Genomic DNA, 26,732 nt, shown 5'->3' with positions numbered 1-26,732 from the left:
TCACAAGCGGCCGGATCCGCCGTCTAGGTCTGGGGGGTCGCGGCTGGAGACGGGGCTGGCGCTGGCTCGACCTGCGCGGCGGGCGAGGCGACCCGCGCCGGTGCCTTGTGGCTGATGGCCAGGCCGATGATGGTCGGGATCAGGATGCCCGGCAGGCCCTCATAGACCTGCTCATGCCAGCCCTGGACCCGCCACAGGAAGGCGATCCCCACCCCGCCCAGCATCAGGGCGATGGCCATGGGCTGGTTCAAGCGCCGGCCCAGGGCCTGGACGATCATCAGCGGGCCAAAGGCGCAGGCGAGCGTCGACCAGGCCAGGATCACCAGGCTGAACACGCTGCGCGACCCGCTCAAGGCGAACAGCAGCGCCATGATGGTCACCGCGGCGGTCACCGCCTTCATCATCCAGGCCTTCTGGATCCGGCCCCCGGCCAGGTCGCTGGTGATGGCCGCCGAACAAGCCAGCACAAGGGAGTCGGCCGTCGACATGGTGGCGGCGAAGATGCCCGCCAGGATCACGCCGACCAGGGCCGCAGGCAACAGCTCCACCGCCATGGTCGGCAGGGCCAGTTCCGGATCGAGCGCCCCCAGGTCCGGCAGATAGAGCCGCGACATCAGGCCGACACCCGTGGCCAGCAGATAGAAGAGGGTGAAATAGCCGTAGTACCAGCCCCGGGCCGCGGCCATGTCGCTGGGCTCGTTCAGGGCCATGAACCGGACCATCACGTGCGGCTGGCCGATGACGCTGATGCCCGCGAACATCCAGCCGACGACAAACAGCGCCATGCCCAGCAGCCCCGGGAACAGCAGGTCAGCGGGGAAGAGGTCGAGGAAGCCGGGAATGGCCGCCATCTCCAGATAGGTGGCGTCCAGTCCCCCGCGGCCGACCACGGCCACCGCCAGCAGCAGGCTCATGGCGAAGACCATGACGATGGACTGGGCCGCGTCCGTCCAGATCGAGGCGCGGATGCCGCCAAAGGCGCTATAGGCCAGGATCAGGGCCGCCGAGATCAGGGCGCCGGTCTGCGGCGTCCAGCCCAGCACACCCTGCAGGGCCTTGCCGCCGGCCGCGATCTGCGCCGCCGCATAGGCGCCCAGGAACAGCACCGCGATCACTGCGGCGATCTTGCGCCAGAGTTCGAAGTCCTGCCCTGACCACTTGGCGACCACCGCGCCGAAAGACACCTGCCCCGAGCTCTCGGTCACCTCGCGCAGGCGGCGATGAATGAACAGGGAGGCCAGGAAGTCGCCGAGAATCCAGCCGATCATCAGCCAGATGGCCGCCAAACCGGTGGCGTAGGTGAAGCCGATCACCCCGATGAACATGTAGCCGGAATTGTTGGTGGCCACCGCCGACAGCCCGGCCATGGCCGGGCGGACATTGCTGCTGGCCAGGTAGTAGTCCTTCTTGGACGCCTGCGCCTTGCGCACCGAAGCCAGGCCGATGGCCACAAAGGCGGCCAGGCAGAGCAGGAATACGATCATCGTCATGGCGCGGCCTCGGGACGTTCAATGCTCAGGTCAAAAAATAGTTCAACAATGCGAAGCGCCCGCGGCGCGGGGCCGCGGGCGAAAAAGCTGGCCTTCAGGCCGCGCTACGCAGGGGACGGGCGAGGACCCCGTCATCTTCCACAAGTCGTCGGTGCAGGGCGGTGACGGCTGCGGCGTAGCTGTCTTCGGAGACCACGAACTGGATATCCACCCGCCGGGAAAGCTGCTGCAGGCCCAGCACCTCGACACCGCCCTCGCCGAGCGCGAGGGTCGCGCGGCTGGTCAGTCCGGGCACGTTCAAATCGCTGCCAATAACCGCGACAATGGCCACTTTTCGGGTCGAAATGGCCGCATTTGGGAACATCTCTTCCAGGTCGGCGATGACCCGCTTCACCTGCTTGGGATTGGCGTCCAGGTGGTGGGTGATGGTGTTTGCGTTCGACGCCTTGGATACGATGCGGACGTCGTGGCGCGACAGCACTTCCAGGATGCCGGCGTCGTAACCCTTCACGCCCACCATGTCCTGCTCGAGCAGCTCCAGGGTGGTCACCCCCTTCATGCCGGCGATGATCTCCACCCGCGGGGTCTCGGAGACAAAGGCGCCGCAGATCGAGGTGCCCTGATCCTGCGGCTCGAAGGTGTTCTTGACGATCAGCGGGATCCCCGCGTGGCGCAGGCCGCGGGCGGCCCGGGGATGGATCGCCTCCATGCCGAGATTGGCCAGCTGGTCAGCCACGTCGTAATTGGTCCGGCCGATCTTGCGGACCGCATCGGCGCCGACCAGGTTCGGGTCGGCGCTGGAGAGGTGGAACTCTTTGTGGATGATCGCCTCGCGGGCGCCGGTCAGGACGGCGATACGGCTGAAGACCACCTCGCTATAGCCCCGGCCAAACTCCTTCATCAGGCCTTCGCGGCGCTGGCCAAAGCCTGTGGCGATGGGCAGCTCTGCGGTCACGTCCACATCGGCGAAGGCGTCCTGGATTCGTTCATCCAGCGTCAGCGGTCGCTTGTCATGCCAGGCGGTCAGATCGACGAAGCGGGCGTTCACCCCGCGCCGACGCAGCTCCAGCGTCAGGTTGTGGGCGCTGTGGACCTCACCGAGGGAGGCCAGCATCTCCCGGGCCGCCCCCAGCTGGGTGTCCAGGCGGAAGTGGCCGTGGGCGCAGAGGCGCTGCAGGTCGCTGAGCGCAGAGCGGGCGTCTTCGATCCGCGCCAGAATAAAGGCGTTAGCGGCCTGCCGGTCCTCCCCCTCTTCGAAACGTTCCGCATTGATCTTGAGCATGTCGGCCTGCAGGCGCGCCATGGCGTCGAGCCAGGCTGAAGCCTCCATGGCTGACGCGCCGGCGAACAGGGCGTACACCCCGGGCGTCCCGGTCTTCTTGTGCTCCAGCAGCTGGTTGGTGATCCCGGCATAGGCCGAGACCACGAAGATGCGTCCATAGAGGTCAGCCCCCTGGCGGTCGCCCACCAGGATGTTCTCCATCACCGCATCAGTGTTGGAGATTGAGGTGCCCCCGATTTTCTCGACTGAATGTCCGCTCATCAGGCCGCCCTCACCTGCTGGGCCAGGCTCCCGGAAAGGGGCGCCAGCCGTTGGATATGCTCCCGCGCGCCGATGAATTCCGGGCGCGGGCGCTCGGCCCCGAAGGGCTTTTCAAGGCGGTTGGCCCAGGCGTTGTAGACCATGAAGGCGTTGGCCCGGGGGAAGGGCGTGATGTTGCCATTCGAGCCATGCATGGTGTTGCAGTCGAAGATCACCACCGAACCGGCAGGTCCCGTGGGCGCGACGATCCCGTGCTGCTCGGCCAGCTTGGCCAGGCTGTCGCGGTCGGGCACGCCGTACTCCTGCTTGCGCAGGGACTGCTTGTAGTGGTCCTCCGGGGTCGCCCCGACGCAGGTGACGAAGGACTTGTGCGAGCCGGGCATCAGCATCAGCGGCCCGTTGAACTCGAAATTGTCCACCAGCTGGACCGACATGGAGATGGCCCGCATGCGCGGCATGCCATCCTCGGTGTGCCAGGTCTCAAAGTCGGAGTGCCAGTAGAACTCCTTGCCGTCGAAGCCCGGCTTGTAGTTCAGCCGGGTCTGATGGAGGTAGACCTCGTCACCCAGGATGTGATTGGCGATCGTCACCAGGCGCTCGTCCGCCGCCAGCCGCCCCAGAAGCGCGCTCTGCTGATGGACCGCGAAGATCGAGCGCAGGGCGCCCGATGAGGGCTCGGCGACAACGGTCTGCGGATCCAGGGTGCTGGGAATACCCCGCAAACGGTTCATCTCGGCCTGTAATGCGGCGATTTCGTCAGCTTCGAAGACGTTTTCCAGCACCAGAAAGCCGTCGCGCTCGAAGGCGTCGTGCTGCGCCTGGCTCAGGGGGGATTCCGAATGCCAGTCGCTGTGGATCACAGGGTCTTTGCGGGCCAGCCACTGCGGCTGGTCGGCGACCCGGGATGGGTAAAGATCGGTCATGAAAGGCTCCTTCCGCCTCGGGGCGCCTGACCGCGCCCAGCGGCGCGGGTCAGGGGCTCCATCAAGTCAAAGGGTGGGGCGTGGGCTGGCCTGGGCCGCCCTGGCCGGCCTCAGACGGTTTCGGCTTCCAGCGGGTAAGCGCCGGTGTCGTCGTGGACCTCCAGCCCGTTGAGGGGCGGGTTGAACACACAGGCCATCTTCATCTCGGTCTTGGCCCGGAGGATGTGCTTGTCGTGCTTGTCCAGGGCGTACATGACGCCGGGCCTGATCTGGTGGATCTCGCCGGTGGCGATGTCCTCGATGGAGCCCTCGCCGGAGACGCAGTAAACGGACTCCAGGTGGTTCTGATAATGCATGGGCAGGTCAGAGCCGGCATAGATGGTCGTCATGTGGAAGGAGAAGCCCATCTGGTCCTCCTTCAGCAGCAGGCGGGTGCTCTCCCAGCCCTTGGTGACCACCCGGCGGCGGGTCTGCTCGGCTTCGTGCAGGTCGCGTACAATCATGGAAATACTCCCTTAGGCCGCCGAGCCGAGCGCCTGGCGCTCGGCGACTTCGGCGACACAGCCGGCCAGAATGTCGAGGCCGGCGTCGAGGTCGACGTCGGTGATGTTGAGGGGCGCCAGCACCTTGAGGATCTGGTCATGGGCGCCGCTGGTCTCGATGATCAGGCCGCGCTTGAAGGCCTCATCGACCACGGGATCGGACACCTCGCTCGATCCGACATCCAGGCCCAGCATCATGCCGCGGCCCTTCACGTCCTTGACCACACTGCGGTTGGCCAGGGCGATTTCCCGCAGGCGTTTGCGCAGCCGCTCACTCTTCTTCTGGACATCGGCGGCGAAGCTGTCGTCGGACCAGAAGGTGTCGATGGCGGCCTTGGCGGTGACGAAGGCGTGGCAGTTGCCCCGGAAGGTGCCGTTGTGCTCGCCGGGCTTCCACTGGTCGAATTCCGGCTTCACCAGCACCAGGGCCATGGGTAGGCCCATCCCCGACAGGGACTTGGCCATGGTGACGATGTCGGGCTTGAGGCCCATGCCTTCGAAGCTGAAGAAGCTGCCGGTGCGGCCACAGCCGGCCTGGATGTCATCGACGATGAACAGCGCGCCGTGCTTGTGGGCGATCTTCTCGACCTTGCGCAGCCAGTCGGCCGAGGCGACGTTCAGGCCGCCCTCTCCCTGCACCACCTCAACGATGATGGCGGCCGGCTTGTCGACGCCGCCGGAGGGGTCGCTCAGCATCTGGTCGAGTTGGGCCGCGGTGTCCACGTCCTGACCGAAGTAGCCGCAATAGGGCATGCGGGTGACGCCGCTGAGCGGGATGTGCGCCCCGCCCCGATGGTGGCTGTTGCCGGTGGCCGCCAGGGCGCCCAGGGTCACCCCATGGAAGCCGTTGGTGAAGGCGATCACATTGGTCCGTCCGGTCACCTTGCGGGCCAGCTTCAGGGCCGCCTCGACCGCGTTGGCGCCGGTGGGACCGGTGAACTGGGCGCGGTAGCTCATCTTCCGGGGCTTGAGGATCTTGGCTTCCAGAGCCTCCAGGAACTCGGCCTTGGCGCGGGAATGCATGTCCAGGCTGTGAACAACGCCATTGCTCTCGATGTAGTCCATCAAGGCGCGCTTCATGGCCGGGTGGTTGTGGCCATAGTTCAGCACCGAGCAGCCGGTCAGAAAGTCGAGATAGGCCCGGCCGTCCTTGTCGTACTGCCGCGAGCCCTCGGCCCGGTCGAAGACCGCCGGGAAGCTGCGCGAATAGGAGCGCACCTGCGACTCCAACCGCTCAAAGGTGGCGAAGGGGCGCGAGGTCTGCGCCGAGGTTTCTGAATCATACATGTTGATCTCCCTTCCTTGGGGTCGGGTCCGTGAAATGAGTGCTGGCCGCAGGGCGGCCTGATGGGATGGCAAGGCCGCCGGGCGGCTCGAAAGGCCCGATGCTGACCAGCTGTTCGGTCTCGTGACCTGGAGGAAAGTGCTGGCCCTTCAGGAACCAGGGCGCGTCGTCGAGCGGCGCCGACAGCTTCCGCGCCACCCCCTTGAACAGGCCCCAGGAGGCGCTGTTGTCCGGGGTGATGGTGGTCTTGATCCGCTCCACGCCTGCGCAGGCAGGCTGTTCAAGCAGGTGCAGGATCATCCGTCCGGCGAGGCCAAGGCCCCGGGCTTCCTCGCCCACGGCCACCTGCCAGACAAAGAGCGTGTCAGGCTCCTGCGGCGGTCGGTAGGCGGAGACCCACCCCACCAGCCGGTCGCCCCGCTTCACGGCCACACAGGTGTCGGCGAAGTGGGTGCATTGCAGGAGGTTGCAATAGACCGAGTTCTGGTCGAGCGGCGGACAGGCGGCGATCAGGCGGTGAACCGCCTGGCCATCGTCTGCTGTGGGTGAAGAGAACTCCAACCCGCCCCCCGAGCGCTCTCCGGCCCCCGGCGAACCGGGAGTCGATTGATTGCTCTGCATATCCATGGGCCGTTATTTCGTTTGTGGAACTAATTATGTCAACCCCAGCTGCATAGCGTTTGCGCACCATCGGGGCTGTGGATATGGGAATTCGCGGGCAAAACAGGCAGTTCCGCGAGAATTCGCAATTTCCGTTAATTTGCACTTCAAATTGTATGTGAGCCCTAACTTCCGGACGCTTGCGTCCCTGACAAAGTTGCGGGATCAGGGGTCTGCGATGACTCGCGAAGCCTAGGGGAGATGGAATGGAGAGCCGCGTCAGTGACGCCCTGGTGGCGATCCGCCGGATCGTGCGGGCCGCCGAGTTCGCCTCGCGGGATCTGGCCCGGACCACGGGGCTGACGCCCTCCCAGCTCATCGTCCTGCAGATCGTCGCCCGGGAAGGCGAACCCGGCGCCGGCGCCATCGCCGAGGCCGCCCGGCTGAGCCAGGCCACCGTCACCGCCCTGCTGGACAAGCTGGAGGCCCGGGGCCTGGTGATCCGCAATCGGGGCAGTCAGGACCGGCGCCGCGTCTCGGTGGAGCTGACGGCCGAGGGTCGTCGCGCCCTGGCCGACATGCCCGACGTGCTGCAGGACCGCTTCGCCGCCCGCTTCGAAAAGCTCGCCGACTGGGAGCAGGCCTCGATCATCGCCGGGTTGGAGCGCGTCGCCGCCCTGCTGAACGCCGAAGGCATCGACGCCTCGCCGGTGCTGGATGTGGGCGCGTTGGATTAGAGGGCGGGCGCCCTGCCCCCACCCCCCGTCATTCTCGGCCTTGTGCCGAGAATCTCCCTCGCCGCCCGCGCCCGCCCTCGACAGGGATGCTCGCCACAAGGGCGAGCATGACGTGAGGCTGGTGGAAGGGGGTCGGAAAAGCCGCCCCTCAGAGCGGCGTCAACGGATGGGCAGCGAACCTTGACTGTGCGAATCTCCTCTGCAGGCTGCGGAGGGAAATCGGGCACGTGTCTCTACTCAGGCTTTTGAGCTTCCGGGGCCGGTCAAGTCGGCGAACGTGGTGGGCCGTGGTCATCAGCGTTGCCGTCGCTGAGGCAAGCATGTCGGCATGGCTCACCGGCGAGCCGTTCCCGCTAGACCCACGACTTCCGGCCGATACCAAGGCAATAGGCGGCCTCCTCCGTCTCGCTACTATTTGGCCTGTTGTCGCCGTATCCGTTCGCCGGGCGCGCGACCTGAACCACTCAGGATGGACCGTTGTTTGGCTATGGGCTGTATATGTACTGGGTGGGCTCGCATTCGCCTTTCTCAGCCACTGGACCGGGGTCGCTGCCGCTATCGCAGGTGTCTCAGCCCAGGTCTGGATCGCCTTTAACCTCGGCCTTCGCAAACGCCGAGATGACGCCGCGGTCGGAGACTCGATGTCGAACCAGGCAGACGCCTCAGGTCTTTAGCGGATCGGGAGCCGAAATTTGGCGAGCAATGCCCGCACTCAGCCCTTCAGGCGCTCCGCATGGAAGGCGACATGGTCGGCGATGAAGCTGGCCATGAAGAAGTAGGAGTGGTCGTAGCCGGCCTGGCGGCGAAGGGTCAGTTTCTGGCCGGCGGCGGCGCAGGCGGCCTCCAGCAGGTCGGGCTTGAGCTGTTCGGCCAGGAAGTTATCTCCCAGGCCTTGGTCCACCAGGATGTCGTCGAACCGGCCCTTGGCGGCGCCGGCCTCGATCAGACGGGCCGCGTCGTGTTGCGCCCAGGCGGCGCGGTCCTCGCCCAGATAGGCGGTGAACGCCTTCTCGCCCCACGGGCAGCGGGTGGGCGAGCAGATCGGGGCGAAGGCTGAGACCGAGGCGAAGATGTCCGGGTGGCGCAGGGCGAGCGTCAGGGCGCCGTGGCCGCCCATGGAGTGGCCGGACACGCCGACCCGCGCCCGGTCGACAGGGAATTCCGCGACCACTGTGTCCAGCAGTTCGCCGGTGACATAGGTCTCCATCTGGAAGTGTGACGCCCAGGGGTCTTGGGTCGCGTCGAGATAGAAGCCCGCCCCCTGCCCCAGATCATAGGCTGGATCGTCGGCCACGCCTTCGCCCCGAGGGCTGGTGTCGGGCGCCAGGATGGCCAGTCCGTGGGCGGCGGCGGGGCCATAGGCGCCGGCCTTGGTGGTGAAGTTGTCTTCCGTGCAGGTCAGGCCCGAGAGCCAGACCAGCAGGGGAAACGGTCCCTCCCCGTCCGGCAGGAATAGGGAAAAGCGCATGGGCGTGCCGGTGACCGCGCTCTGGTGGCGGAGATAGCGCAAGGTCCCGCCATGGACGCGGTGCTGCTGGAGGATTTCAACGCTCATTGGCCGGCTCTAAAAGACCACGACGCTGCGGATGCTCTCGCCCGAATGCATCAGGTCGAAGGCCTCGTTGATCCGCTCCAGCGGCAGGGTGTGGGTGATCATCGGGTCGATCTCGATCTTCCCGTCCATGTACCAGTCGACGATGGTCGGCACGTCGGTGCGCCCGCGGGCCCCGCCAAAGGCGGTGCCTTTCCAGACCCGGCCGGTGACCAGCTGGAACGGCCGGGTGGCGATCTCCTTGCCGGCCTCGGCCACGCCGATGATGATGCTCTCGCCCCAGCCGCGGTGGCAGGCCTCCAGCGCCTGGCGCATCACCTGGACATTGCCGGTGCAGTCGAAGGTGTAGTCGGCGCCGCCGCCGGTCATCTCCACCAGATGGGCGACGACGTCGCCGGAGATTTCCTTGGGATTGACGAAGTGGGTCATGCCAAACCGGCGGCCCCATTCCTCGCGGTCGGGATTGATGTCGACGCCGATGATCATCGAGGCGCCGACCATGCGCAGGCCCTGCAGGACGTTCAGGCCGATGCCGCCGAGGCCGAAGACCACGGCGTTGGCGCCGGGCTCAACCTTGGCCGTATTGGTCACCGCGCCGACGCCGGTGGTCACGCCGCAGCCGATGTAGCAGGCCTTGTCGAAGGGGGCGTCGGACCGGATCTTGGCCAGGGCGATCTCCGGCAGGACCGTGAAGTTCGAGAAGGTCGAGCAGCCCATATAGTGGTGGACCATCTGGCCCTTGTAGGAAAACCGGCTGGTGCCGTCGGGCATGACGCCCTTGCCCTGGGTGCTGCGAATGGCCGTGCAGAGGTTGGTCTTGCGCGACAGGCAGCTTTTGCACTGGCGGCACTCGGGTGTGTAGAGCGGGATCACGTGATCGCCGGGCTTCAGGCTGGTGACGCCTTGCCCCACTTCGACCACCACGCCCGCGCCCTCATGACCGAGGATCGAGGGGAAGACCCCTTCTGAATCCAGGCCGTCGAGGGTGTAGGCGTCGGTATGGCAAATGCCCGTGGCCTTGATCTCCACCAGCACTTCAAAGGCCTTGGGGCCTTCCAGATCCAGTTCGACGATCTCCAGCGGCTTCTTGGCTTCGAAGGCGACAGCGGCGCGGGTTTTCATGAATGGCTCCCTCTGGTGGACGGTCCCTGGTGGCGCCTTGCGGGCCCCGGATCAAGCATCAGCGGTGAGAAGTCAGCCCCCGGCGCGATCATCGGTGATATGGTGAACGCCACCATGCGGGCGGCCATTTCGCCCGTAGACGCCAAGGGAGTACTGCATGTCCGGCCCAAGGCCGAACACTAGGGGCTGGTGGAGGGCCGCGGGCCTGCTGCTGACCTGGCTGCTGGTCCTGGGAAGTCCGGCCGCCGTCGCCGCCCAGACGCCATCCGCCCCGCCCTCCACCGCGCCGCCGGCGGCGCCCCTCGTCCTGGTGTTCGACCTGGACGGCGCCGTCGGACCCGCAACGGCGGAGTATCTGCAGCGCGGCCTGGCCACCGCCGCCGAACGTGGGGCCGAGCTGGCCGTGATCCGCATGGACACCCCAGGCGGCCTGGACTCCTCCACCCGCGAGATCATCGCCGACATCCTGGCCTCGCCCGTGCCGGTGGCGGTGTTCGTCGCCCCGGCGGGCGCCCGGGCCGCGAGTGCAGGGACCTACATCCTCTATGCCAGCCACCTGGCGGCGATGACGCCGGGCGCCCACCTGGGTGCGGCGACCCCGGTGCAGATGGGCGGCTCCAATCCCTTGATGCCCGAGAGGGGCGAACCGGCCGGCCAGGGGCAAGACGGGGCCGATGGGCCCCCGACGGACGCCATGACCGCCAAGGTCACCAACGACGCCGTGGCCTATATCCGCAGCATGGCGGGCCTGCATGGGCGGAACGCCGACTGGGCCGAACAGGCGGTGCGCCGGGCCGAGACCCTGACGGCGACCGAGGCGCTGGACCAGGGCGTCATCGAAATCCTCACCCGTGATCTGGACGGGCTCCTCGCAGCGGCCGATGGCCGGACCGTCATGATGAATGGCGAGGCGCGGGTGCTGAACACCGCCGGCGCTCAGGTGGAGACCTTGGCGCCAAACTGGCGGGCTCAGATCCTGGCGGTGATCACCAATCCCAATGTCGCCTACCTGCTGATGATGATCGGGATCTATGGGCTGATCTTCGAGTTCACCTCGCCCGGGACTGTGGGGCCAGGCGCCGTCGGCGCGGTCTCTCTGCTGCTCGGCCTCTTTGCGCTCAACATGCTGCCCGTGGACTATGCCGGGGTGGCCCTGATCGCCCTGGGCGTAGGGCTGCTGCTGGCTGAGGCGCTGGCCCCCGGCTTCGGCATCTTCGGAGCCGCCGGCGCTTTGGCCCTGGCGCTCGGTTCGGTGTTGCTGTTCCGCGACGTCCCCGGCTTCGGGGTTTCGCCCTATGTCATCCTCATCACCGTGGGGGTCAGCCTGGCCTTCTTCGTGTTCGTCCTTCGCGCCGCGGTTCAGGCCAGTCGCCATGTCTTGACCACGGGTCAGGCGGCCCTGCTGCGCGCCACCGGCGTGGTCCAGAGCTGGGCCGGCGGCGAGGGTTATGTCCACGCCCAGGGCGAGGATTGGCACGCCCGCTCCAGCGTTCCCCTCACCTCTGGCCAGTCGGTGCGCATCGCCGCCCGTGATGGCCTCACCCTCATCGTCGAGCCCGAAAACCCCGCCTGAGGCGGAGAAGGATCAAGCCCATGTTCGATATCGCCAGTTTCGGCGCCCTAGCGGTCTTCGTCATCATCATCCTGCTGCAGGCGGTGAAGGTGATGCGGGAGTACGAACGCGCCGTGGTCTTCACCCTCGGCCGCTTCACCGGCGTAAAGGGGCCCGGACTCATCCTGCTGATCCCCATCGTCCAGCAGATGGTCAAGGTGGACCTGCGCACCATCGTCCTGGACGTGCCCAGCCAGGACCTGATCAGCCGTGACAACGTCTCGGTGAAGGTCTCAGCGGTGATCTATTTCCGCGTCATCGACGCCGACCGGGCGGTGATCCAGGTGGAAAACTACATGGACGCCACCAGCCAGCTGGCCCAGACCACCCTGCGCTCGGTGCTCGGCAAGCACGACCTGGACGACATGCTGGCCGAGCGGGACAAGCTGAACCAGGACATCCGCGCCATCCTCGACAGCCAGACCGAGGAATGGGGCATCAAGGTCGCCAATGTGGAGATCAAGCACGTCGACATCGACGAGAGCATGATCCGCGCCATCGCCCGCCAGGCCGAGGCCGAACGGAACCGTCGCGCCCGGGTCATCAACGCCGAAGGCGAAAAGCAGGCCGCCCACGCCGTGCTGGAAGCCGCCCAGACCCTGGCCACCATCCCGGAAGCCATGCAGCTGCGCTATCTGAACACGCTCTCCGACATCGGGGCCGACAAGAACACCACCATCGTCTTCCCCATGCCGATCGACCTGGGCACGGCGCTGAGCAATCTGGGCAAGCCGAAGACCTGAGGTCCTCAGGCTGAGGCGACGATCCCGGCGTCGTGCAGCCGGGCGATCTCGGCGCCGTCCAGGCGCAGGAGGTCGCCCAGCACCTCTTCAGTGTGTTCGCCCAGCCTCGCGGCTGGGCGGGCGTCGCCACGGTCGTCCTGCGGCAGGGTGGCCGCATAGCCGGGGACCGGATAGGTCGCGCCGCTGACCTGAGCGAGATCCGAGAAGATCGGATTGCCCTTGAATAGCCGCGGGTCTTCCAGGGCCTGTTCCAGGGTCTGATAGGGTCCCCAGCAGACGCCCAGCTCATCGAACCTGGGCAGGAGGTCTGTGCTGTCGGCGCGGGCGAAGCCGGCCTCGAAGATCGGCATCAGGGCGTCGACGTGGGCGAAGCGCACGCCCTCATCCTTGCTGAAGTCGACGCCTCGCACCGCTTCGAGGGCCGCCACCTCGGCGCCGACCCCCAGAACCTGGATCAGGCCGGTCCATTGGCGCGGGGTGATGGCCACCACCATCAGGCGCTTGCCGTCGCGGGTGACGAAATCCCGCCCAAACGCGCCGAACAGGGTGTTGCCCTGCCGGGGACGCTCGCCTCCGCCCGCCAGGATCTCGGCGGTCATGCCCATATTGGCCAGGGTGGCGGCGGCGACGTCCGACAGGGGGATGCGGATCTCGCGGCCCTGGCCGGTGCGCATGCGGGCCAGAAGGGCTGCGACCATATTGAAGGCGGCGAAGGCCCCGGTCAGCAGGTCCCAGGCCGGCAGGACATGGTTCACGGGCCTTGGATCATCCGGATGCCCGGTCATCAGCGGCACGCCGATGGCGCTGTTGATCGTATAGTCGACGCCGGGTCCGCCATCAGCCCAGCCCATGACCCGCACGCAGATCAGGTCGTCGCGCAAGGCCTTCAGCTTCTCGTAAGAGAGGAAGCCCTCGACGGGGAAGTTGGTGACGAACAGGCCGGCGTCAGCGCCTGGCGCGGCCGCCAGGCGCTGGGCGATCTCACGGCCCTCCGGACGCGACAGGTCTAGGGCCACCGATTTCTTGCCCTTGTTCAGCCCCTCCCAATAGAGGCTGGAGCCATTGGGTGAGAGCGGCCAGCGGCGGAAGTCTGGACCGCCGCCGATATTGTCGAAGCGGATCACCTCGGCCCCAAGCTGGGCGAGATACAGCCCGCAGGTGGGACCGGCGATGAAGGCCGAACCTTCGACCACGGTCAGCCCCTTCAGCAGATCGTACATGGCCCTCTTCCTCCCGTGGATGCGCCAACGCCCCCTCGCGGCCATAACATGACCCCGGGTTGACGCTGGGGGCGCCCTGGCCCTGGCGGGTCAGGGAGTGTCATATCCTGGCCTGACGACTCACAAGCCCAAGGCGGAGGATGCTTGGTCCAGTTTCGCTCGCTCCTGTTCACCCCAGCCAATCGACCCGATCGCTTCGCGCGCGCCCTCGACAGCGGCGCAGACGCGGTATGTCTGGATCTTGAGGATGCGGTGGCGCCGGCGGACAAGGCGAGCGCCCGGGCCAGCGCGCTGGAGTTCCTCTCTCAGCGACCCGCGGGCGGCGTTCAGGTCGGCCTGCGGCTGAACGGTCGGACCAGCCCGTGGTTCACCGATGACCTTCGGACCGCAGCCCCGGCCCAGGCTGACTTCTTCATGATCCCCAAGGCCTCCAGCGCCCATGAGTTCGGCATGCTGCAACGCGCCCTGGGGGACGCCCGCCCCTTCTGGCCCCTGGTGGAGACTGCCGAAGGCCTGATGCGCTGCTGGGATATCGCCGAGGCGCCCGGCGTGGGTGGGATCCTGTTCGGGGCCTTCGACTACAGCGCCGAGGTCGGCTGCGACATGACCTGGGAGCCCCTGCTGTTCGCCCGCAGCCAGATCGCCGCGGCCTGCGCCCGGGCCGGGATCCAGGCCTTGGACGCGCCGCCTGGCCTGGTGGGGGAGCCCGAGGTGTTGAGCGCCGAGACCGACCGCGCCCGGCGCCTGGGCTTCACCGGCCGGGCCTGCATCCATCCTGACCAGGTCGCGCCCGTGAACGCCGCCTACACCCCCAGCGCCGAGGACCTGGACCGAGCCAGGGCCGTGATCGCCGCCTTTGACGCCGCTGAGGGCGGCCCCGCCCTGCTGGACGGGAAACTGATCGAACTGCCTGTGGCCCGCGCCGCCCGGCGGATCGTGGATCGCGCGAGAGGATAGAGTGATGAAGACGCTCAAGGAGATCGCGCCTGGGCGCTACCGGGAGACGTTTGGCCGCTACTATGACGACTTCGTCGTCGGCGACGTCTATGAGCACCGCCCTGGCAAGACGGTGACCGAGGCCGACAACCACCTCTTCACCCTGCTGACCCTGAACACCCATCCGCTGCACTTCGACGCCGAATACGGCAAGCAGACGGAGTTCGGCCAAAACCTCATCGTCTCGACCTACACCCTGGCCTTGCTGATCGGCATGAGCGTCAGCGACTGCTCGCAGAAGGCGATCGCCAATCTGGGCATGGACGAGGTGAAATTTCCCGCCCCGGTCTTCGCCGGCGACACCCTCTATGGGGAGAGCGAGGTGCTGGCCAAGCGCGAGAGCAAGTCGCGGCCTGGCCAGGGTATCGTCACCATCCGCACCCTCGGCAAGAACCAGGACGGCAAGATCATCGCCACCTTCCGGCGAGACATGCTGATCCCGGCTCGCGGCCAGGCGCTGGAGGACAAGCCCGGCAGCGGCTACTAGAAGCTTCACCATAAGAAGACCGGTCGGGGAGAACGGGACGATGACCACGCCCAAGGACGCCACCGAAGCCACCCTGCGGGCCCACGCGGCGCTCCGGGCCGAGTTGCCGAGGGATGACGGCCAGGACTGGGCCGACGCCCGGCGCGGCTATCTGGGCTCCATCCCCGACGGACGCATTGAGAACGCCAATGGCGGCGTGGTCTGGAACATGGGCGCCTTCGCCTTCGAGGAGCCCGAGGAGGCCCCGCCCACGGTCAATCCCAGCCTGTGGCGCCAGGCCCGGCTCAACGCCCTGCATGGTCTCTTCGAGGTGACGCCTGGCGTCTACCAGGTGCGCGGCTTCGACCTGTCCAACATCACCTTCATTGAGGGTGAGACAGGCTACCTTGTCATCGATCCGCTGATTTCGGCTGAGCCGGCGGCTGCGGCCCTGGCCCTGATGCGCCAGCATCGCGGCGACAAGCCGGTGACTGGCGTCATCTACACCCACAGCCACGTGGACCATTATGGCGGCGTGCGCGGGGTGATCTCCGACGCCGATATCGCCGCGGGCATGCGCATCATCGCGCCCGAAGGCTTCCTGGAAGAGGCGGTCAGCGAAAACGTCCTGGCCGGCAACGCCATGGGCAGGCGGGCGACCTACATGTACGGCGCGCTGCTGCCCAGAAACGCCCAGGGCCATGTGGATTCTGGCCTCGGCAAGACCACCTCCATGGGCTCCGTCAGCCTGATCCCCCCCACCGAGAGCATCAGCAAGACCGGCACGAAGCTGACCATCGACGGGATCGAGATCGAGTTCCAGGTGACGCCGGACACCGAGGCGCCGGCGGAGATGAACTTCTTCTTCCCGCAGCTCGGGGCGCTCTGCATGGCGGAGAACTGCTCCTGCCACCTGCACAACATCTACACGCCGCGCGGGGCGCAGGTACGCGACGCCAAGCGCTGGGCCTTCTATATCGACGAGGCCGCCGACCTGTTCGGCGACCGGACCGAAGTGCTGTTCGCCAGCCACCACTGGCCCCGCTGGGGACAGGACCGGGCGCGGAAGTTCCTGAAGAAGCAGCGCGACCTCTACAAGTTCATCCACGACCAGACCCTGCGGATGGCCAACCATGGGATGACGCCCCTGGAGATCGGGGAAGCCCTGAAGCTGCCGCCGAGTCTTGAGGCCGAGTGGTACACGCGCGGCTACTACGGGACGCTGAACCACAACGCAAAGGCGGTCTATCAGCGCTATCTGGGCTGGTTCGACGGCAATCCGGCCAACCTGCATCCCCATCCGCCGGTGGAGGCGGGCAAGCGGTATGTGGACCTGGCCGGCGGGCCTGAGCCCCTGCTGGCCAAGGCCCGGGCGGCCTTCGCCGCCGGAGACTACCGCTGGACCGCCGAGCTGGTGAACCACCTGGTCTTCGCCCAGCCTGACAACGCCGAGGCCCGCGAACTGCAGGCCGACGCCCTGGAGCAGATGGGCTATCAGGCGGAGTCCGGCCCCTGGCGCGCCTTCTATCTGACCGGCGCCCAGGAGCTGCGTCACGTCAGACCGCCCTCACCCACCCCGCGCCAGGGGGCGGCTGGCCAGATCCGCAACCTGCCGGCCGAACAGTTGCTGGACTCCCTGTCGGTGCGGCTGAACGGGGAGCGCGCCGGGGTCTTGGACGTGGCCCTCGACCTCACCTTCACCGACACCGGCGAGCGGTTCGGACTGAGCGTCGAGAACGCTGTCCTGCACCATGCCTGCGACAAGGCTGCGCCGGGGGCGACCCCGGTTCGCCTGACCCGCGCAGCCCTGGTGGCCCTGGTGCTGGGCGAGACCGACCTGGCCGCAGCCATGGGGAAGGGTGAGGTTGCAACCCCCAGTCCCGATGACCTCGCCGCCCTGCTGGCCTGCCTCGACCGCTTCGACTTCTGGTTCGAGATCGTCCTCCCCTAAGTCGCCGCCCCTATCGGCGGCGCCAGAAACTCTAATGTCCGCCAGTTTAATTCCCACTAGTCCGATAGGTTTGAATCTGCTTCATTGGCTCGTCCTCGAACGGGAGAGCGAGAATGACGATGACCTTGAACCGCCGGGCCGCCTTGATCGGGGGGCTGGCGAGCGCCGGGGCCCTGGCCGCCTGTGCGCCTCGAACCGGAGCCGCGGGGGCCGGCGCTCTGCTAAATGTCAGCTATGACCCCACCCGCGAGTTTTACCGGGACTACAACGCGCTCTTTGCGCAGTTGCAGCCCGACCTGGCCGGCGGGGTGCGGGTCGAGCAATCCCACGGCGGGTCGGGAAAGCAGGCTCGCTCGGTGGTCGATGGGCTGGAGGCCGACGTCGTCACCCTCGCCCTGGCCGCCGATATTGACGAGCTCGCGAAGCGGGGCCTGATCGCCTCCGACTGGGCCAGCCGGTTGCCCGACAACAGCGCGCCCTACACCTCAACGATTGTCTTCCTGGTGCGCAAGGGGAACCCCAAGGCCATTCAGGGATGGGATGATCTGATCAGACCCGGGGTCGAGGTCATCACCCCGAACCCAAAGACATCGGGCGGGGCCAGGTGGAACTACCTGGCCGCCTGGGGGCATGCCCTCAAGCAGAGCGGCGGAGACGCCGCTGTGGCCAAGAGCTTCGTCCGCGCCATGTTCCAGCGGGTTCCGGTCCTCGACACCGGGGCGCGGGGTTCGACGACCACCTTCGCCCAGCGCGGGATCGGGGACGTTCTGCTGGCCTGGGAGAACGAGGCCTTTCTGGCCATGCATGAGTTAGGCGCCGGCGGGCTCGACATTGTCGTCCCGGCCACATCGATCCTTGCTGAGCCGCCGGTCGCTGTGGTGGACGCCATCGTGGCGCGGCATGGCACCCGCCCCCTGGCGGAAGCCTATCTTGAGGGGCTCTATACTCCGGAGGCGCAGGACCTAGCGGCCCGCCATCACTTTCGGCCACGACGCGCTGAGGTCGCCGCCCGCTATTCGGACAAGTTCGTCCAGCTCCAAATGACGACCATAGCCGACTTTGGAGGCTGGGCCGTAGCTCAGGCCGAGCACTTCGCCGACGGGGCGGTGTTCGATCAGATCTATCAGCCGCAATGAGCCGGGCCCTGTCTCTCGCTGTGGCGGCCAAGGCCCGCAAACCCTGGCGGAAGGACTCCGTTCTCCCGGGCTTTCCCCTGGCGCTCGGGATCACGCTGACCTGGCTGAGCCTGATCTTTCTGCTTCCCCTCAGCGCGTTGCTGCTTCGTCCGTGGGAGCTCGGCCTGTCTGGCTTCTGGACAGTGGTCACTGACCCCCGGGTCATCGCCGCGCTCAGGATCAGCTTCGGCGCCGCGGCCCTGGCGGCCACCATTAATGCCGGCCTCGGCCTGCTCATCGCCTGGGTGCTCTCGCGCTACGCCTTTCCGGGGCGACGGTTTGTCGACGCCCTGGTGGACCTCCCCTTCGCCCTGCCAACCGCTGTCGCTGGCATAGCGCTCACCGCCATCTACGCCCCGAACGGTCCGCTGGGCGCGCCCCTGGCTGAGCTCGGGATTCGCATCGCCTACACGCCCCTCGGGATCCTCCTCGCCCTGATCTTTGTCGGTCTGCCCTTCGTCGTTCGGACGGTTCAGCCCGTGCTTGAAGACCTCGACCGCGAGGTGGAGGAGGCCGCGCGCACCCTCGGCGCCACACCCCGGCAGACCGCTTGGCGAGTAGTGTTGCCCGCCCTCGCCCCCGCCTTGCTCACCGGCGTCGGTCTGGCCTTCGCCAGGGCGGCTGGCGAGTACGGCTCAGTGATCTTCATCGCCGGCAACATGCCTTTGCGTTCGGAAATCGCGCCCTTGCTGATCGTCATCAAGCTGGAGCAATTCGACTATGCCGGCGCCGCAGCTGTGGGTCTGGCCATGCTGGCCCTGTCGTTCACGGGCCTTCTGCTGCTCAACTCACTGCAAGGCGCGCTCGCGCGGCGGGGGCGGGCATGACCGGCCGCAGACCCTCCCCGGGCTCGCTCGCGCTGATCACCGGGGCCCTCGTTGTGCTCGGCCTGATCGTCGTCCTGCCGCTGATCATGGTCTTTCACGAGGCGTTCCGCCTGGGGGCAGGCGCCTATATCGCCGCCCTAAAGGAGCCCGACGCCTGGGCGGCCATGCATCTCACCATGCTGGTCGCCGCGATCGCCGTGCCCCTCAACGCCGTGTTCGGCCTGGCGGCCGCCTGGGCGATCGCCAAGTTCGAGTTCAGAGGCCGCAGCCTGCTGATCACCCTGATCGACCTGCCGTTCTCCATCTCGCCGGTGGTGTCGGGTCTCGTTTGGGTGCTGCTCTTTGGCGCAAACGGTTGGTTTGGGCCGCTGCTCCAGGACCTCGGCATCCGAGTCATTTTCAACATCACAGGGGTGGTCCTAGCGACCGTTCTCGTAACCCTGCCCTTCGTGGCCCGGGAGTTGATCCCGCTGATGGAACAGCAGGGGGCCGACGAGGAGACCGCCGCCATCACCCTAGGCGCGGGGCCCTGGACCACCTTCTTCCGCGTCACCCTGCCCAATGTGAAGTGGGGCCTGCTGTACGGGGTCCTGCTCTGCAACGCCCGGGCGATGGGTGAATTTGGCGCGGTCTCCGTGGTCTCCGGACACATCCGGGGCCTGACCAACACCCTGCCTCTGCATGTGGAGATTCTCTACAATGAGTATGACTTCGTCGGCGCCTTCGCGGTCGCCACTGTTCTCGCCGGGCTCGCCCTCGTCACGCTGGGGCTCAAGTCCGCCCTTGAATGGCGCCACGCCGGCGAACTCGCCGCAAGCCGTCGTCACTGATCCCGGCATGTCCCTCGTCATCGAAAATGTGGCCAAGACCTTTGGCGACCACGCCGCTCTGGACGGCGTGTCCCTGGAGGCGCGGCAGGGCGAGTTCCTGGCCCTGCTCGGACCATCGGGATCCGGCAAGACGACGCTGCTACGGGTCCTGGCGGGTTTGGAGCGTCCCGATCAGGGGACCGTGCGGTTTGGCGGCGAGGATCTGCTGACCATGGACGCCAGGGCGCGCCGCATCGGGATGGTGTTCCAGCACTATGCGCTCTTCCGACACATGAGCGTGGCCCAGAATATCGCCTTTGGGCTGGAGGTGCGCCCCGCCAGCACACGGCCCTCACGGACCCAGATCAGCGCTCGGGTTGAGAGCCTGCTGGCCCTGGTCCAACTGGAGGGTCTGGGCGGACGCTATCCGGCCCAGCTTTCTGGTGGGCAACGGCAGCGGGTGGCCTTGGCGCGGGCCCTGGCGATCGAGCCGCGGATGCTTTTGCTGGATGAACCCTTCGGCGCCCTCGACGCCAAGGTTCGCCGCGACCTGCGGGGCTGGCTCAGGCGGATCCATGATGAGACGGGGCTGACGACCATCTTCGTCACCCACGATCAGGAAGAGGCCCTCGACCTGGCGGACAGGGTGGCGATCCTTCGGAACGGGCGCCTGGAACAGGTCGACACCCCTCAACGGATCTATGAGGCCCCGGCCTCGGCCTTCGTCTTCGATTTCGTGGGTGAAGGGGTCCAGCTACCGGGCGATGTCGCCGATGGCATGCTCATCGTGGAGGGGTGGCGTACACCGGCGCCGGCTGACGCCGCGCCGGGTCCAGTCATGATGAGTTTCCGCGGCGTCGACACCGACCTGCTCCCTCCCCACGCCGAAGGGCTTCCAGCCCGGAAAATCAGCGTTCTGCAGCGCGGCGGATCGTCGCGCGCGACCTGCGAGGTGGGGGGGCGGACCCTGGTCCTGGAAGTCCCGCAATCCCTTGCAGGGCTTGGCTTTGAGGTGCGGGTAGCGCCGCGGACCTACCTGTTGCACCCAAGGTGAAGCTTAAGCCTCAGGCAATCTTTGCGCTCTAGCTGGCTAACGCGGACCGACGGTGTCCGAACAGAGAGAAATTCTGAACACCATGACGCTGAAGACCTCGCGCGCCATCGGCGCCTCCCTGATCGTGCTGGCCAGCGCTGTCGCCACCAGCCCCGCCGCGGCGCAGTCTGCGCCCTGGACTCTGCATGACGCCGTCGGCGCGCCGGACAACCTCAAGCTCTCCGGCACGGTGCGGGCCCGCTACGAGAGCCTGGATGGCCAGTACCGCCCAGCCTTCGGCGACGGGTCCGACCAGGGCCTTGTTCTTCGCTCCACCCTGTTTGCTGAACTCAACCTCGAGCCGGTTCGCATCGGCGGTGAGATCATCGACGCGCGGGTCTATCTGAACGACAGCGGCTCGCCCACCGGCACCGGCGACGTCAACGCCCTGGAGCTGATCCAGGCCTATGTGGCCGCCGATGTGAACGACCTGTTCGTCGACGGCGCCAAGGGCTCGGCGACGCTTGGCCGCTTCACCCTGGACGTCGGCTCACGGCGTCTGGTGGGCCGCTCGTCCTATGGCAACGCCACCAACGCCTTTGCTGGCGTCCGCGCCGACTGGAGCGCCAAGTCGGCGGGCGCAGCGACCCTGTTCTACACCTATCCCCTGCAGAAGCGCCCGTCGGACCGGGCCGGCATCCTCGACAACGAGATCGAGACCGACCGGCAGAATGACGACCTGGTCTTCTGGGGCGGTATCTACACCACGCCCAAGTTCGCCGACGGCGGCCAGCTGGAGGTCTTCGGCCTGCGGCTGGAGGAGGAAGACTCTCCCCGGGTCGCCACCCGCAATCGCCGCCTGACCACGCTCGGCGGTCGCTTCTTCCGCAACCCGGCGGCGGGCCAATGGGACTATGAGTTTGAGGGCGGGTGGCAGACGGGCAAGGCTCGAAACTCCACCAGCGCCGCCGACCGCCGCGACCTGGACGTGGACGCCCAGTATCTGCACCTGGAGGTCGGCAAGACCTTCGAGGGCGCGTGGTCGCCACGCGTGGCTCTGGAATATGACTTCGCCAGCGGCGACAAGAGCAGCACCGATGGCGACTACAACCGCTTCGACGGACTGTTCGGCCCCCGTCGCCCCGATTTCGGCCCCCCTGGCGCCTATGGCCCGCTTGGCCGCTCCAACTTCAATTCGCCAGGCGTCCGGGTCGAGGTCGTTCCCAACAAGCGCTGGGACGCCATGGTCTTCTACCGCGCCCTCTATCTCGACGAGGCCACCGATTCCTTCGCCAGCACCGGCGTGCGCGACGCCACCGGCCGGTCCGGCGACTTCGCCGGCCACCAGTTGGAGGCCCGGGCCCGCTACTGGATCGTGCCGAAAGCCACCCGCCTGGAGTTCGGCTTCGCCAAGCTGGTGAATGGCGAGTTCCTGGACGACGCCCCCAACGCCACCGGCGCCGAACCCCTGTTCGGCTACGTCGAACTCTCTCAGACCTTCTAAGGCCTCCTCCCCCGGATGTCCCTGACAGCGCAGGGTTGGGCGGTTCTGCGGAATCGCCTGACCCTGCTCTTTTTGCTTGGGGGGGCGGCATGCGGATCGTGCTTTTCAAAGGGCAGTCGCAATACGGTTCGCTCCGACTGCATGTGGACCAGCTCGCCGCGGCCCTGCGCGACCTCGGACACGAAGCGGTGGTCGTCGATCTCGCCGCGGACGACCCCATCGCCGCGGTCAATGCCGTGCTGGCCGATCCCCCCGGGGCCTTCTTCGGATTCAGCGGGGTGGGATGCGACCTACAGGCCGACGGGCGTTCGATCTTCGACGCCCTGGGCGCGGTCTACGCCTCGCTCTACGTCGACCATCCCCTGCACCACCTGCCGCGGCTTTCGACGCCGATCCAGCGGAAGGTCGCTCTGTTCCTCGACCGGAGCCACGTCCAGTTCATGAGCGTCTGGAGCGAGGGACGAACATTCCGCCAGATTGGCTTTCTGCCCTGCGGCGCCAACCAGCTGGGTGAGCCGCCAGACACCACCGACGCCGCCTTCGCATCCCGCGATATCCCACTGCTGTTCACCGGCACCTATCGAGGGCCGCCCTTAGCGCCATGGAAAGAGTGGCCCCACAGCCCCGCGAAAGACCTGGTGCTGGATGTCGCCGGACAGATGTGCGCCGATGGTCGGCTCTCGATCCTGGACGCGCTCAAGCAAAGTCTGGCGCGGCAGGGGGGCGGGCTGACCAGCGAACTCCTGGATCAGGTCGCGCCGCTGTTGCAGGCCGTCCAGGCCTATTGTGAGGCCTATCATCGGGATCGGCTGCTGAACATTCTCGGCGCCGCCCGCGTCCCCATCCGGGTCTATGGCGCCGGCTGGGAGCCCCTGACGACGCAATATCCCAGCTTTGACTATGGCGGGGTCGGGAGTTTTGCCGAGACCCTGGCCCTGCTGCGGCGGACGCGGCTGGTGCTCAACACCAACAACGGCTTCGTGGCTGGCGGCCACGAGCGGGTCTTCACGGCCATGAGCGCTGGCGCCGCCGTCCTCTCCGATCAGAGCCGCTACTACGCCGAGGCGTTCAAGGACGGCCGCGAGATCGCGACCTTCGCCTGGGACGCGCTTGAGGATGTTCCCCAGCAGATCGAAACCCTGTTGGCCGATGAGGCCGGCCTGGCGGCGCTGGCGAGATCCGGCGCCAAAAAAGCCCTGGCCGAGCACCAGTGGCGCGACCGCGCCGCCCGGCTGGTCAAGACCCTCAAGCTGGCGCGTTGAGCGCTAGCAGGCCCTCGTACTCAGCCGGCGTGCCGCAGAAAATCACCTCGTCCCGGGGAATTTCCCGATAGCCGATCCGGGCGCCGGCTTGAATCAGATGATTGTAGAGCGGCGCGACATAGAGCTCCGCCGCCTGAGGATCAGCCCGCTCCGCCCTCAGCGCCATACGGAAGTCACCGCTTCTGGCGAAGTGATAGAGGCCCGTGCAGCAGAGATCTGAGATTGGTCGCTTCTCCGCCGTCTCCAGCGCCAGGGGGGCCGGCCCCGGGCCGGGGCGGACATAGGACCAGTTGGCGCCCTCGCCGCGAAACACTTCCAGCCAGCCAGCCATATCGTCCAGCAGGGGGCCAGGAAAGCTGAAGCCCGGCCGGAAGGTGTCGATGTTGAAGATGGTCAGGGGCGTCTCGTCCGGCGCCGACAGTCCATCCAGACCAAGCTCGACGGTCTCAGCCTGGCCGGCGGTGGGCCTGCTCAGGCTGACAAGGGCGAAGTCGCCGATCCCCAGGGTGGCGCACTCGGCCCGCACAAATTCGGCGGCGCGCTCGCCCTCGGGCAGGATGAACAGGAAGCGCGTCCGATCAAAGACTCCGCGGAAGCTTTCCACAGCGTGGGCGAAGACGCTGCGTCCGGACAGGTCGAGCATGTATTTTGGCTGGCGGTAGCCGGCGTCGAAGAACCGCTGCGATCGGCCGGCCATGGGGATGACAATCATGACGCCTCCAGGGTCCGCCACAGGCGCAGGGCGTTGGCCACGAAGGCCTGCTGGCGGTCAGGACGCTCGGCGTGCAGGGGCGGCATGGAGAGGAAAAGGCTGATCATCGTCGCCTGAACTGAGACCTCCAGCCCCCCGAGGCCGTCGATCCGCAGCTCTCCCAGGGCTTGCTGCAGCCAGGCCTGGGCGGCGACCTCCTCGAAGGCGATTTCGAAGTCGTCGCCCATGGCGCTCACCGCACAGCGGCCCGCGATGATCTGGTCGTAGCGACCCACGATGGAATGGGCCAGCTTGGCAAGGTCATAGCGGCTGTCCCCGAAGATTGTTGGCCGCTCGCCCACAAGGCCGCGGGGATCCAGGGCCTTGATCCGGCGAACCCGGGAATCGTAGAGGATGTTGGAGAAGCAGAAGTCCCCGTGCATCACACTGTCCTGGCGACCGCTGTCGAGCCCGTAGGCGGGCCCAAGGCGCTCAGCGATCTCCACCAGGGACGGACAGGCCAGGCCGCCGTATCGCAGGGGTTGGTGGATCGGGAACCCGCTGTCCCGCGCGAACTGTTCGAGCCGCGCCAGGGTCTTGTGGGACGTAAGGGCCGCCAAGGCGGCGTCCCCGGACCCACCGCCCTTGTGGGCCGCACAGGCGTTCAGGAAGGTTTCGCAGGCGCTCATGATCCGCAGCCACGGGGGTCGTCCCGCAGCCCCGAAGACGAACAGCTCAGACAGCACCGGCAGGAACTCGTACTCGGTCTCATAGAAGACCTTGTCAGCCTCCGCCCCGAAGCCCAGCAGGCGCGCACAGTGAATCTGGACCGGCGGCGGGGCCTCCTGCAGCCAGTGCGCCTCGGCCCAGATCTTGGCCTCATCGGCGCTGGACTTGCGCGCTGTGCGTCCATCGATCCGAACCGTGTTGAAGGCCCGCGCCGTGGTCGCCGCCAGCTTGGACTGAAAGAAGGTCTGCAGATGACCAAAGTCCAGCCAGGCCCCTGCGGCGACGGCCGTGACCGGATGCTCCGCCAGGTAATGGTTGAGCGCGCCGATAAAGTCCCCTCGCCGCCGCGTCAGCGCCCTCAACAGATCAAGACTCGATCCGAAGGCGAAATAGCCCGCTGCAATCGGCCGCCCCGCCTTGCCTTCATCCCCCGCGGCTGTGGTGTGCAGGGCGCAGATGCGGCCGTGGGAGTCGGCCTCCATCTCCGCCCAGGCATACTCACTGGTCCGCTCGCCGCTGATGAAGACATCTTCAGCCTCGAGGGGCGCCCCCAGAATCAGGGTGTCCCCATGCAGGATATGGACGGCGCTGTCGCCGGCGCCGATGGTGTTGAGCGCGTAGACCACCGCCTCCCCGAGGCTCAGCCCTTCGGGGATAGGCAGGACGGTCATGCCGAGCTCGGCCAGCTTGCCGCGATCATAGTCCGAAAGCGGGAAGGCCTCCGGAAGAACCAGATGCAGCGGACCGGCGCCGGCCAGGGCCTCGGCCTGCAACTCATAGAGCCGGCGCACGCCCACGGGCAGAAGCGCCGGCGGCAGGGGCCCGAACTCGGCGGCGAGTTCCTGACTGACCGGCGCCCCGGACATGATCAGGCGAACGGTCTTCACATGCCCGTCTCCGTCTCCCGCGCCAGGAGGCTGCGGATCTCGTCATAGGTCAGGGCGACGAACTCGCTCGGCCGGACAGCCTTGTCGTCCACATAGAAGCCGTCGGTTCCGCACCAAGGCTTGCCCACATGGACCTCGTCATAGGGGATGTCATGGCGGGAGAGCCATTCGAGGACCACAGGCAGGGTCAGGGCGTTGATCTTGCCAATCTGGCCGCCATGGGTGCGCATGTTGCGCGCCGTGCAGACGATGATCTCAAAGCCCATGGCCCGGTAGGCGCGGAGTTGCTCGACGACCGTGCAATTGGGTCGGCGTTCGCCATAGGGGACGCCGGGCTCGTCGAGGGACAGGGTTCCGTCCAGGTCGAAGACGAGGCGCTTCATAGCCGCCGGCTCCCGCAGATGCTTAAAGCAAGGCTTAGGACGATTCTGCCGTAGCGCCGCGGGCGCCGGCTCCCCATGTCCGTGCCAGCTTAAACCTTAGGAGACGCCCTTGGCCCTGACCCTCTATGACGCCTCGATCCCGGTGTACGTGCAGATGCTGCGCAACCTGGCCGCCCTGCTGAACAAGGCCGAGGCCCACGCTGAGGCCAACGGCCAGCCCCTGTCAGACCTTCTCGAGGCGCGCCTTGCGCCGGACATGCACACGCTGATCGGCCAGGTTCAGCTGGCGACCGACTCCGCCAAGGGCGGCGCCGCGCGGTTGGCGGGGCTGACCCCGCCCAGCATGCCGGATACCGAGACGACCTATGAGGACCTGAAGACGCGGGTCGCCAGGACCCTGGCCTTTGTCCAGGCGATCACCCCAGACCAGGTCAGCGACGACGCCGAGCGCACCATCGAACTGCCCTTGCCGAACCGGACCATGACCTTCACGGCCAGGGACTTTGTGCTCACCTATTCGCTGCCGAACTTCCTGTTCCACGTGTCGATGGCCTACGCCCTGCTCCGTCACAAGGGCGCCCCGATCGGCAAGATGGACTACCTCGCCGGCGGGCGCCCGCCGGCCGCCTGATCAGTCGCCTGCGAAAAGA

General features: G+C 67.0%; 26 protein-coding genes. 14 read left to right on the top strand and 12 right to left on the bottom strand.

All coding sequences use genetic code 11. The features are described 5' to 3' along the window. Nucleotides 1-23 precede the first annotated feature (23 nt). The 6 genes from Q8K84_RS03965 to ectA form a co-directional block, all read right to left on the bottom strand. Nucleotides 24-1,490: a sodium/proline symporter gene (locus Q8K84_RS03965; RefSeq protein ID WP_305281036.1), complete on the bottom strand. Its 1,467-nt coding sequence runs from the start codon at nt 1,488-1,490 to the stop codon at nt 24-26. A 94-nt stretch (nt 1,491-1,584) separates the two neighbouring features. Further along, nucleotides 1,585-3,033, bottom strand: coding sequence for an aspartate kinase (locus Q8K84_RS03960; RefSeq protein ID WP_305281033.1), 1,449 nt, complete (start codon nt 3,031-3,033; stop codon nt 1,585-1,587). Next, nucleotides 3,033-3,956, bottom strand: coding sequence for an ectoine hydroxylase (gene thpD / locus Q8K84_RS03955; protein WP_305281031.1), 924 nt, complete (start codon nt 3,954-3,956; stop codon nt 3,033-3,035). Before thpD ends, Q8K84_RS03960 begins: the two co-directional genes overlap by 1 nt. Before the next feature lie 110 nt (nt 3,957-4,066). After that, a complete protein-coding gene (locus tag Q8K84_RS03950; RefSeq protein ID WP_305281029.1) occupies nt 4,067-4,459 on the bottom strand; it encodes an ectoine synthase in 393 nt (130 codons plus the stop codon). A 12-nt stretch (nt 4,460-4,471) separates the two neighbouring features. Continuing rightward, entirely contained in the window at nt 4,472-5,785 is a 1,314-nt protein-coding gene (ectB, locus tag Q8K84_RS03945) for a diaminobutyrate--2-oxoglutarate transaminase (protein ID WP_305281027.1), read from the bottom strand. Then, complete coding sequence (gene ectA / locus Q8K84_RS03940; protein ID WP_305281025.1) at nt 5,778-6,344, bottom strand: diaminobutyrate acetyltransferase; 567 nt, start codon at nt 6,342-6,344, stop codon at nt 5,778-5,780. The genes ectB and ectA overlap by 8 nt, the downstream gene beginning before the upstream one ends. Nucleotides 6,345-6,649: 305 nt before the next feature. Between ectA and Q8K84_RS03935 the strand changes: the two genes are divergently transcribed. Together Q8K84_RS03935 and Q8K84_RS17365 are read left to right on the top strand one after the other, a co-directional pair. After that, entirely contained in the window at nt 6,650-7,120 is a 471-nt protein-coding gene (locus tag Q8K84_RS03935; RefSeq protein WP_305281023.1) for a MarR family winged helix-turn-helix transcriptional regulator, read from the top strand. A 227-nt stretch (nt 7,121-7,347) separates the two neighbouring features. Beyond that, complete coding sequence (locus Q8K84_RS17365) at nt 7,348-7,794, top strand: DUF805 domain-containing protein (protein WP_370867825.1); 447 nt, start codon at nt 7,348-7,350, stop codon at nt 7,792-7,794. 38 nt (nt 7,795-7,832) lie between these two features. On the opposite strand, the gene fghA is transcribed toward Q8K84_RS17365, so the two are convergent. Then, nucleotides 7,833-8,675 carry an S-formylglutathione hydrolase gene (gene fghA, locus Q8K84_RS03930; RefSeq protein WP_305281021.1) on the bottom strand — a complete coding sequence of 281 codons (843 nt, stop codon included), beginning with the start codon at nt 8,673-8,675 and terminating at the stop codon, nt 7,833-7,835. A gap of 9 nt (nt 8,676-8,684) precedes the next feature. Beyond that, complete coding sequence (locus Q8K84_RS03925; protein WP_305281019.1) at nt 8,685-9,794, bottom strand: S-(hydroxymethyl)glutathione dehydrogenase/class III alcohol dehydrogenase; 1,110 nt, start codon at nt 9,792-9,794, stop codon at nt 8,685-8,687. Nucleotides 9,795-9,951: 157 nt separating this feature from the next. On the opposite strand from Q8K84_RS03925, the gene Q8K84_RS03920 reads away from it, so the two are divergent. Together Q8K84_RS03920 and Q8K84_RS03915 are read left to right on the top strand one after the other, a co-directional pair. Further along, nucleotides 9,952-11,367 (top strand): nodulation protein NfeD, encoded by a 1,416-nt coding sequence (locus tag Q8K84_RS03920; protein WP_305281017.1) that lies wholly within the window; start codon nt 9,952-9,954, stop codon nt 11,365-11,367. Between the two features lie 20 nt (nt 11,368-11,387). Next, nucleotides 11,388-12,149, top strand: coding sequence for a slipin family protein (locus Q8K84_RS03915; RefSeq protein ID WP_305281015.1), 762 nt, complete (start codon nt 11,388-11,390; stop codon nt 12,147-12,149). 5 nt (nt 12,150-12,154) lie between these two features. Here the strand turns inward: Q8K84_RS03915 and Q8K84_RS03910 are convergent, their stop codons facing one another. After that, a complete protein-coding gene (locus Q8K84_RS03910) occupies nt 12,155-13,369 on the bottom strand; it encodes a CoA transferase (protein WP_305281013.1) in 1,215 nt (404 codons plus the stop codon). Nucleotides 13,370-13,513: 144 nt separating this feature from the next. On the opposite strand from Q8K84_RS03910, the gene Q8K84_RS03905 reads away from it, so the two are divergent. The 9 genes from Q8K84_RS03905 to Q8K84_RS03865 all read left to right on the top strand — a co-directional run bounded on the left by Q8K84_RS03905 (nt 13,514) and on the right by Q8K84_RS03865 (nt 23,392). Beyond that, nucleotides 13,514-14,326 (top strand): CoA ester lyase, encoded by an 813-nt coding sequence (locus Q8K84_RS03905; protein WP_305281011.1) that lies wholly within the window; start codon nt 13,514-13,516, stop codon nt 14,324-14,326. A gap of 4 nt (nt 14,327-14,330) precedes the next feature. After that, nucleotides 14,331-14,852, top strand: coding sequence for a MaoC family dehydratase (locus tag Q8K84_RS03900; protein WP_305281009.1), 522 nt, complete (start codon nt 14,331-14,333; stop codon nt 14,850-14,852). A 40-nt stretch (nt 14,853-14,892) separates the two neighbouring features. After that, nucleotides 14,893-16,782 carry an alkyl/aryl-sulfatase gene (locus Q8K84_RS03895; RefSeq protein ID WP_305281007.1) on the top strand — a complete coding sequence of 630 codons (1,890 nt, stop codon included), beginning with the start codon at nt 14,893-14,895 and terminating at the stop codon, nt 16,780-16,782. Between the two features lie 113 nt (nt 16,783-16,895). Next, nucleotides 16,896-17,918 (top strand): sulfate ABC transporter substrate-binding protein, encoded by a 1,023-nt coding sequence (locus tag Q8K84_RS03890; protein ID WP_305281005.1) that lies wholly within the window; start codon nt 16,896-16,898, stop codon nt 17,916-17,918. After that, nucleotides 17,915-18,784 (top strand): sulfate ABC transporter permease subunit CysT, encoded by an 870-nt coding sequence (cysT, locus tag Q8K84_RS03885; protein ID WP_305281003.1) that lies wholly within the window; start codon nt 17,915-17,917, stop codon nt 18,782-18,784. The genes Q8K84_RS03890 and cysT overlap by 4 nt, the downstream gene beginning before the upstream one ends. Then, on the top strand, nt 18,781-19,614 hold the full coding sequence (cysW, locus tag Q8K84_RS03880; protein WP_305281001.1) for a sulfate ABC transporter permease subunit CysW: 834 nt from the start codon (nt 18,781-18,783) through the stop codon (nt 19,612-19,614). The genes cysT and cysW overlap by 4 nt, the downstream gene beginning before the upstream one ends. A 7-nt stretch (nt 19,615-19,621) precedes the next feature. After that, nucleotides 19,622-20,647, top strand: coding sequence for a sulfate/molybdate ABC transporter ATP-binding protein (locus Q8K84_RS03875; protein WP_305280999.1), 1,026 nt, complete (start codon nt 19,622-19,624; stop codon nt 20,645-20,647). 82 nt (nt 20,648-20,729) lie between these two features. Beyond that, complete coding sequence (locus tag Q8K84_RS03870) at nt 20,730-22,130, top strand: alginate export family protein (protein WP_305280997.1); 1,401 nt, start codon at nt 20,730-20,732, stop codon at nt 22,128-22,130. An 89-nt stretch (nt 22,131-22,219) separates the two neighbouring features. Then, nucleotides 22,220-23,392: a glycosyltransferase gene (locus Q8K84_RS03865; RefSeq protein WP_305280996.1), complete on the top strand. Its 1,173-nt coding sequence runs from the start codon at nt 22,220-22,222 to the stop codon at nt 23,390-23,392. On the opposite strand, the gene Q8K84_RS03860 is transcribed toward Q8K84_RS03865, so the two are convergent. The 3 genes from Q8K84_RS03860 to Q8K84_RS03850 are packed head-to-tail and all read right to left on the bottom strand — an operon-like array spanning nt 23,376 to nt 26,082. Beyond that, nucleotides 23,376-24,104 (bottom strand): glycosyltransferase family 2 protein, encoded by a 729-nt coding sequence (locus Q8K84_RS03860; protein WP_305280994.1) that lies wholly within the window; start codon nt 24,102-24,104, stop codon nt 23,376-23,378. The genes Q8K84_RS03865 and Q8K84_RS03860 overlap by 17 nt on opposite strands. After that, on the bottom strand, nt 24,101-25,699 hold the full coding sequence (locus Q8K84_RS03855) for a hypothetical protein (RefSeq protein ID WP_305280993.1): 1,599 nt from the start codon (nt 25,697-25,699) through the stop codon (nt 24,101-24,103). The genes Q8K84_RS03860 and Q8K84_RS03855 overlap by 4 nt, the downstream gene beginning before the upstream one ends. Then, nucleotides 25,696-26,082 carry a capsular biosynthesis protein gene (locus tag Q8K84_RS03850; protein WP_305280991.1) on the bottom strand — a complete coding sequence of 129 codons (387 nt, stop codon included), beginning with the start codon at nt 26,080-26,082 and terminating at the stop codon, nt 25,696-25,698. The genes Q8K84_RS03855 and Q8K84_RS03850 overlap by 4 nt, the downstream gene beginning before the upstream one ends. A gap of 109 nt (nt 26,083-26,191) precedes the next feature. Between Q8K84_RS03850 and Q8K84_RS03845 the strand changes: the two genes are divergently transcribed. After that, nucleotides 26,192-26,713, top strand: a complete 522-nt coding sequence (locus tag Q8K84_RS03845; RefSeq protein ID WP_305280990.1) for a DUF1993 family protein — start codon at nt 26,192-26,194, stop codon at nt 26,711-26,713. Nucleotides 26,714-26,732 lie beyond the last annotated feature (19 nt).

This window comes from Phenylobacterium sp. (genome assembly GCF_030679875.1).
Taxonomy (GTDB): Bacteria; Pseudomonadota; Alphaproteobacteria; order Caulobacterales; family Caulobacteraceae; genus Phenylobacterium.
The sequence above is the reverse complement of the archived record's forward strand: the minus strand, read 5'-3'. Positions and strand labels throughout refer to the sequence as shown.

Bases quoted from the DNA above. Each gene is read 5' to 3' on its own strand.
- Q8K84_RS03865 (WP_305280996.1), top strand. From the start codon at position 22,220: ATGCGGATCGTGCTTTTCAAAGGGCAGTCGCAATACGGTTCGCTCCGA.
- ectB (WP_305281027.1), bottom strand. From the start codon at position 5,785: ATGTATGATTCAGAAACCTCGGCGCAGACCTCGCGCCCCTTCGCCACC.
- Q8K84_RS03890 (WP_305281005.1), top strand. From the start codon at position 16,896: ATGACGATGACCTTGAACCGCCGGGCCGCCTTGATCGGGGGGCTGGCG.
- cysW (WP_305281001.1), top strand. From the start codon at position 18,781: ATGACCGGCCGCAGACCCTCCCCGGGCTCGCTCGCGCTGATCACCGGG.
- Q8K84_RS03860 (WP_305280994.1), bottom strand. From the start codon at position 24,104: ATGATTGTCATCCCCATGGCCGGCCGATCGCAGCGGTTCTTCGACGCC.
- thpD (WP_305281031.1), bottom strand. From the start codon at position 3,956: ATGACCGATCTTTACCCATCCCGGGTCGCCGACCAGCCGCAGTGGCTG.
- Q8K84_RS03895 (WP_305281007.1), top strand. From the start codon at position 14,893: ATGACCACGCCCAAGGACGCCACCGAAGCCACCCTGCGGGCCCACGCG.
- Q8K84_RS03910 (WP_305281013.1), bottom strand. From the start codon at position 13,369: ATGTACGATCTGCTGAAGGGGCTGACCGTGGTCGAAGGTTCGGCCTTC.
- Q8K84_RS03935 (WP_305281023.1), top strand. From the start codon at position 6,650: ATGGAGAGCCGCGTCAGTGACGCCCTGGTGGCGATCCGCCGGATCGTG.
- fghA (WP_305281021.1), bottom strand. From the start codon at position 8,675: ATGAGCGTTGAAATCCTCCAGCAGCACCGCGTCCATGGCGGGACCTTG.
- Q8K84_RS03925 (WP_305281019.1), bottom strand. From the start codon at position 9,794: ATGAAAACCCGCGCCGCTGTCGCCTTCGAAGCCAAGAAGCCGCTGGAG.
- cysT (WP_305281003.1), top strand. From the start codon at position 17,915: ATGAGCCGGGCCCTGTCTCTCGCTGTGGCGGCCAAGGCCCGCAAACCC.
- Q8K84_RS03900 (WP_305281009.1), top strand. From the start codon at position 14,331: ATGAAGACGCTCAAGGAGATCGCGCCTGGGCGCTACCGGGAGACGTTT.
- Q8K84_RS03950 (WP_305281029.1), bottom strand. From the start codon at position 4,459: ATGATTGTACGCGACCTGCACGAAGCCGAGCAGACCCGCCGCCGGGTG.
- Q8K84_RS03920 (WP_305281017.1), top strand. From the start codon at position 9,952: ATGTCCGGCCCAAGGCCGAACACTAGGGGCTGGTGGAGGGCCGCGGGC.
- Q8K84_RS03850 (WP_305280991.1), bottom strand. From the start codon at position 26,082: ATGAAGCGCCTCGTCTTCGACCTGGACGGAACCCTGTCCCTCGACGAG.
- Q8K84_RS03965 (WP_305281036.1), bottom strand. From the start codon at position 1,490: ATGACGATGATCGTATTCCTGCTCTGCCTGGCCGCCTTTGTGGCCATC.
- Q8K84_RS03875 (WP_305280999.1), top strand. From the start codon at position 19,622: ATGTCCCTCGTCATCGAAAATGTGGCCAAGACCTTTGGCGACCACGCC.
- Q8K84_RS03870 (WP_305280997.1), top strand. From the start codon at position 20,730: ATGACGCTGAAGACCTCGCGCGCCATCGGCGCCTCCCTGATCGTGCTG.
- Q8K84_RS03960 (WP_305281033.1), bottom strand. From the start codon at position 3,033: ATGAGCGGACATTCAGTCGAGAAAATCGGGGGCACCTCAATCTCCAAC.
- Q8K84_RS03915 (WP_305281015.1), top strand. From the start codon at position 11,388: ATGTTCGATATCGCCAGTTTCGGCGCCCTAGCGGTCTTCGTCATCATC.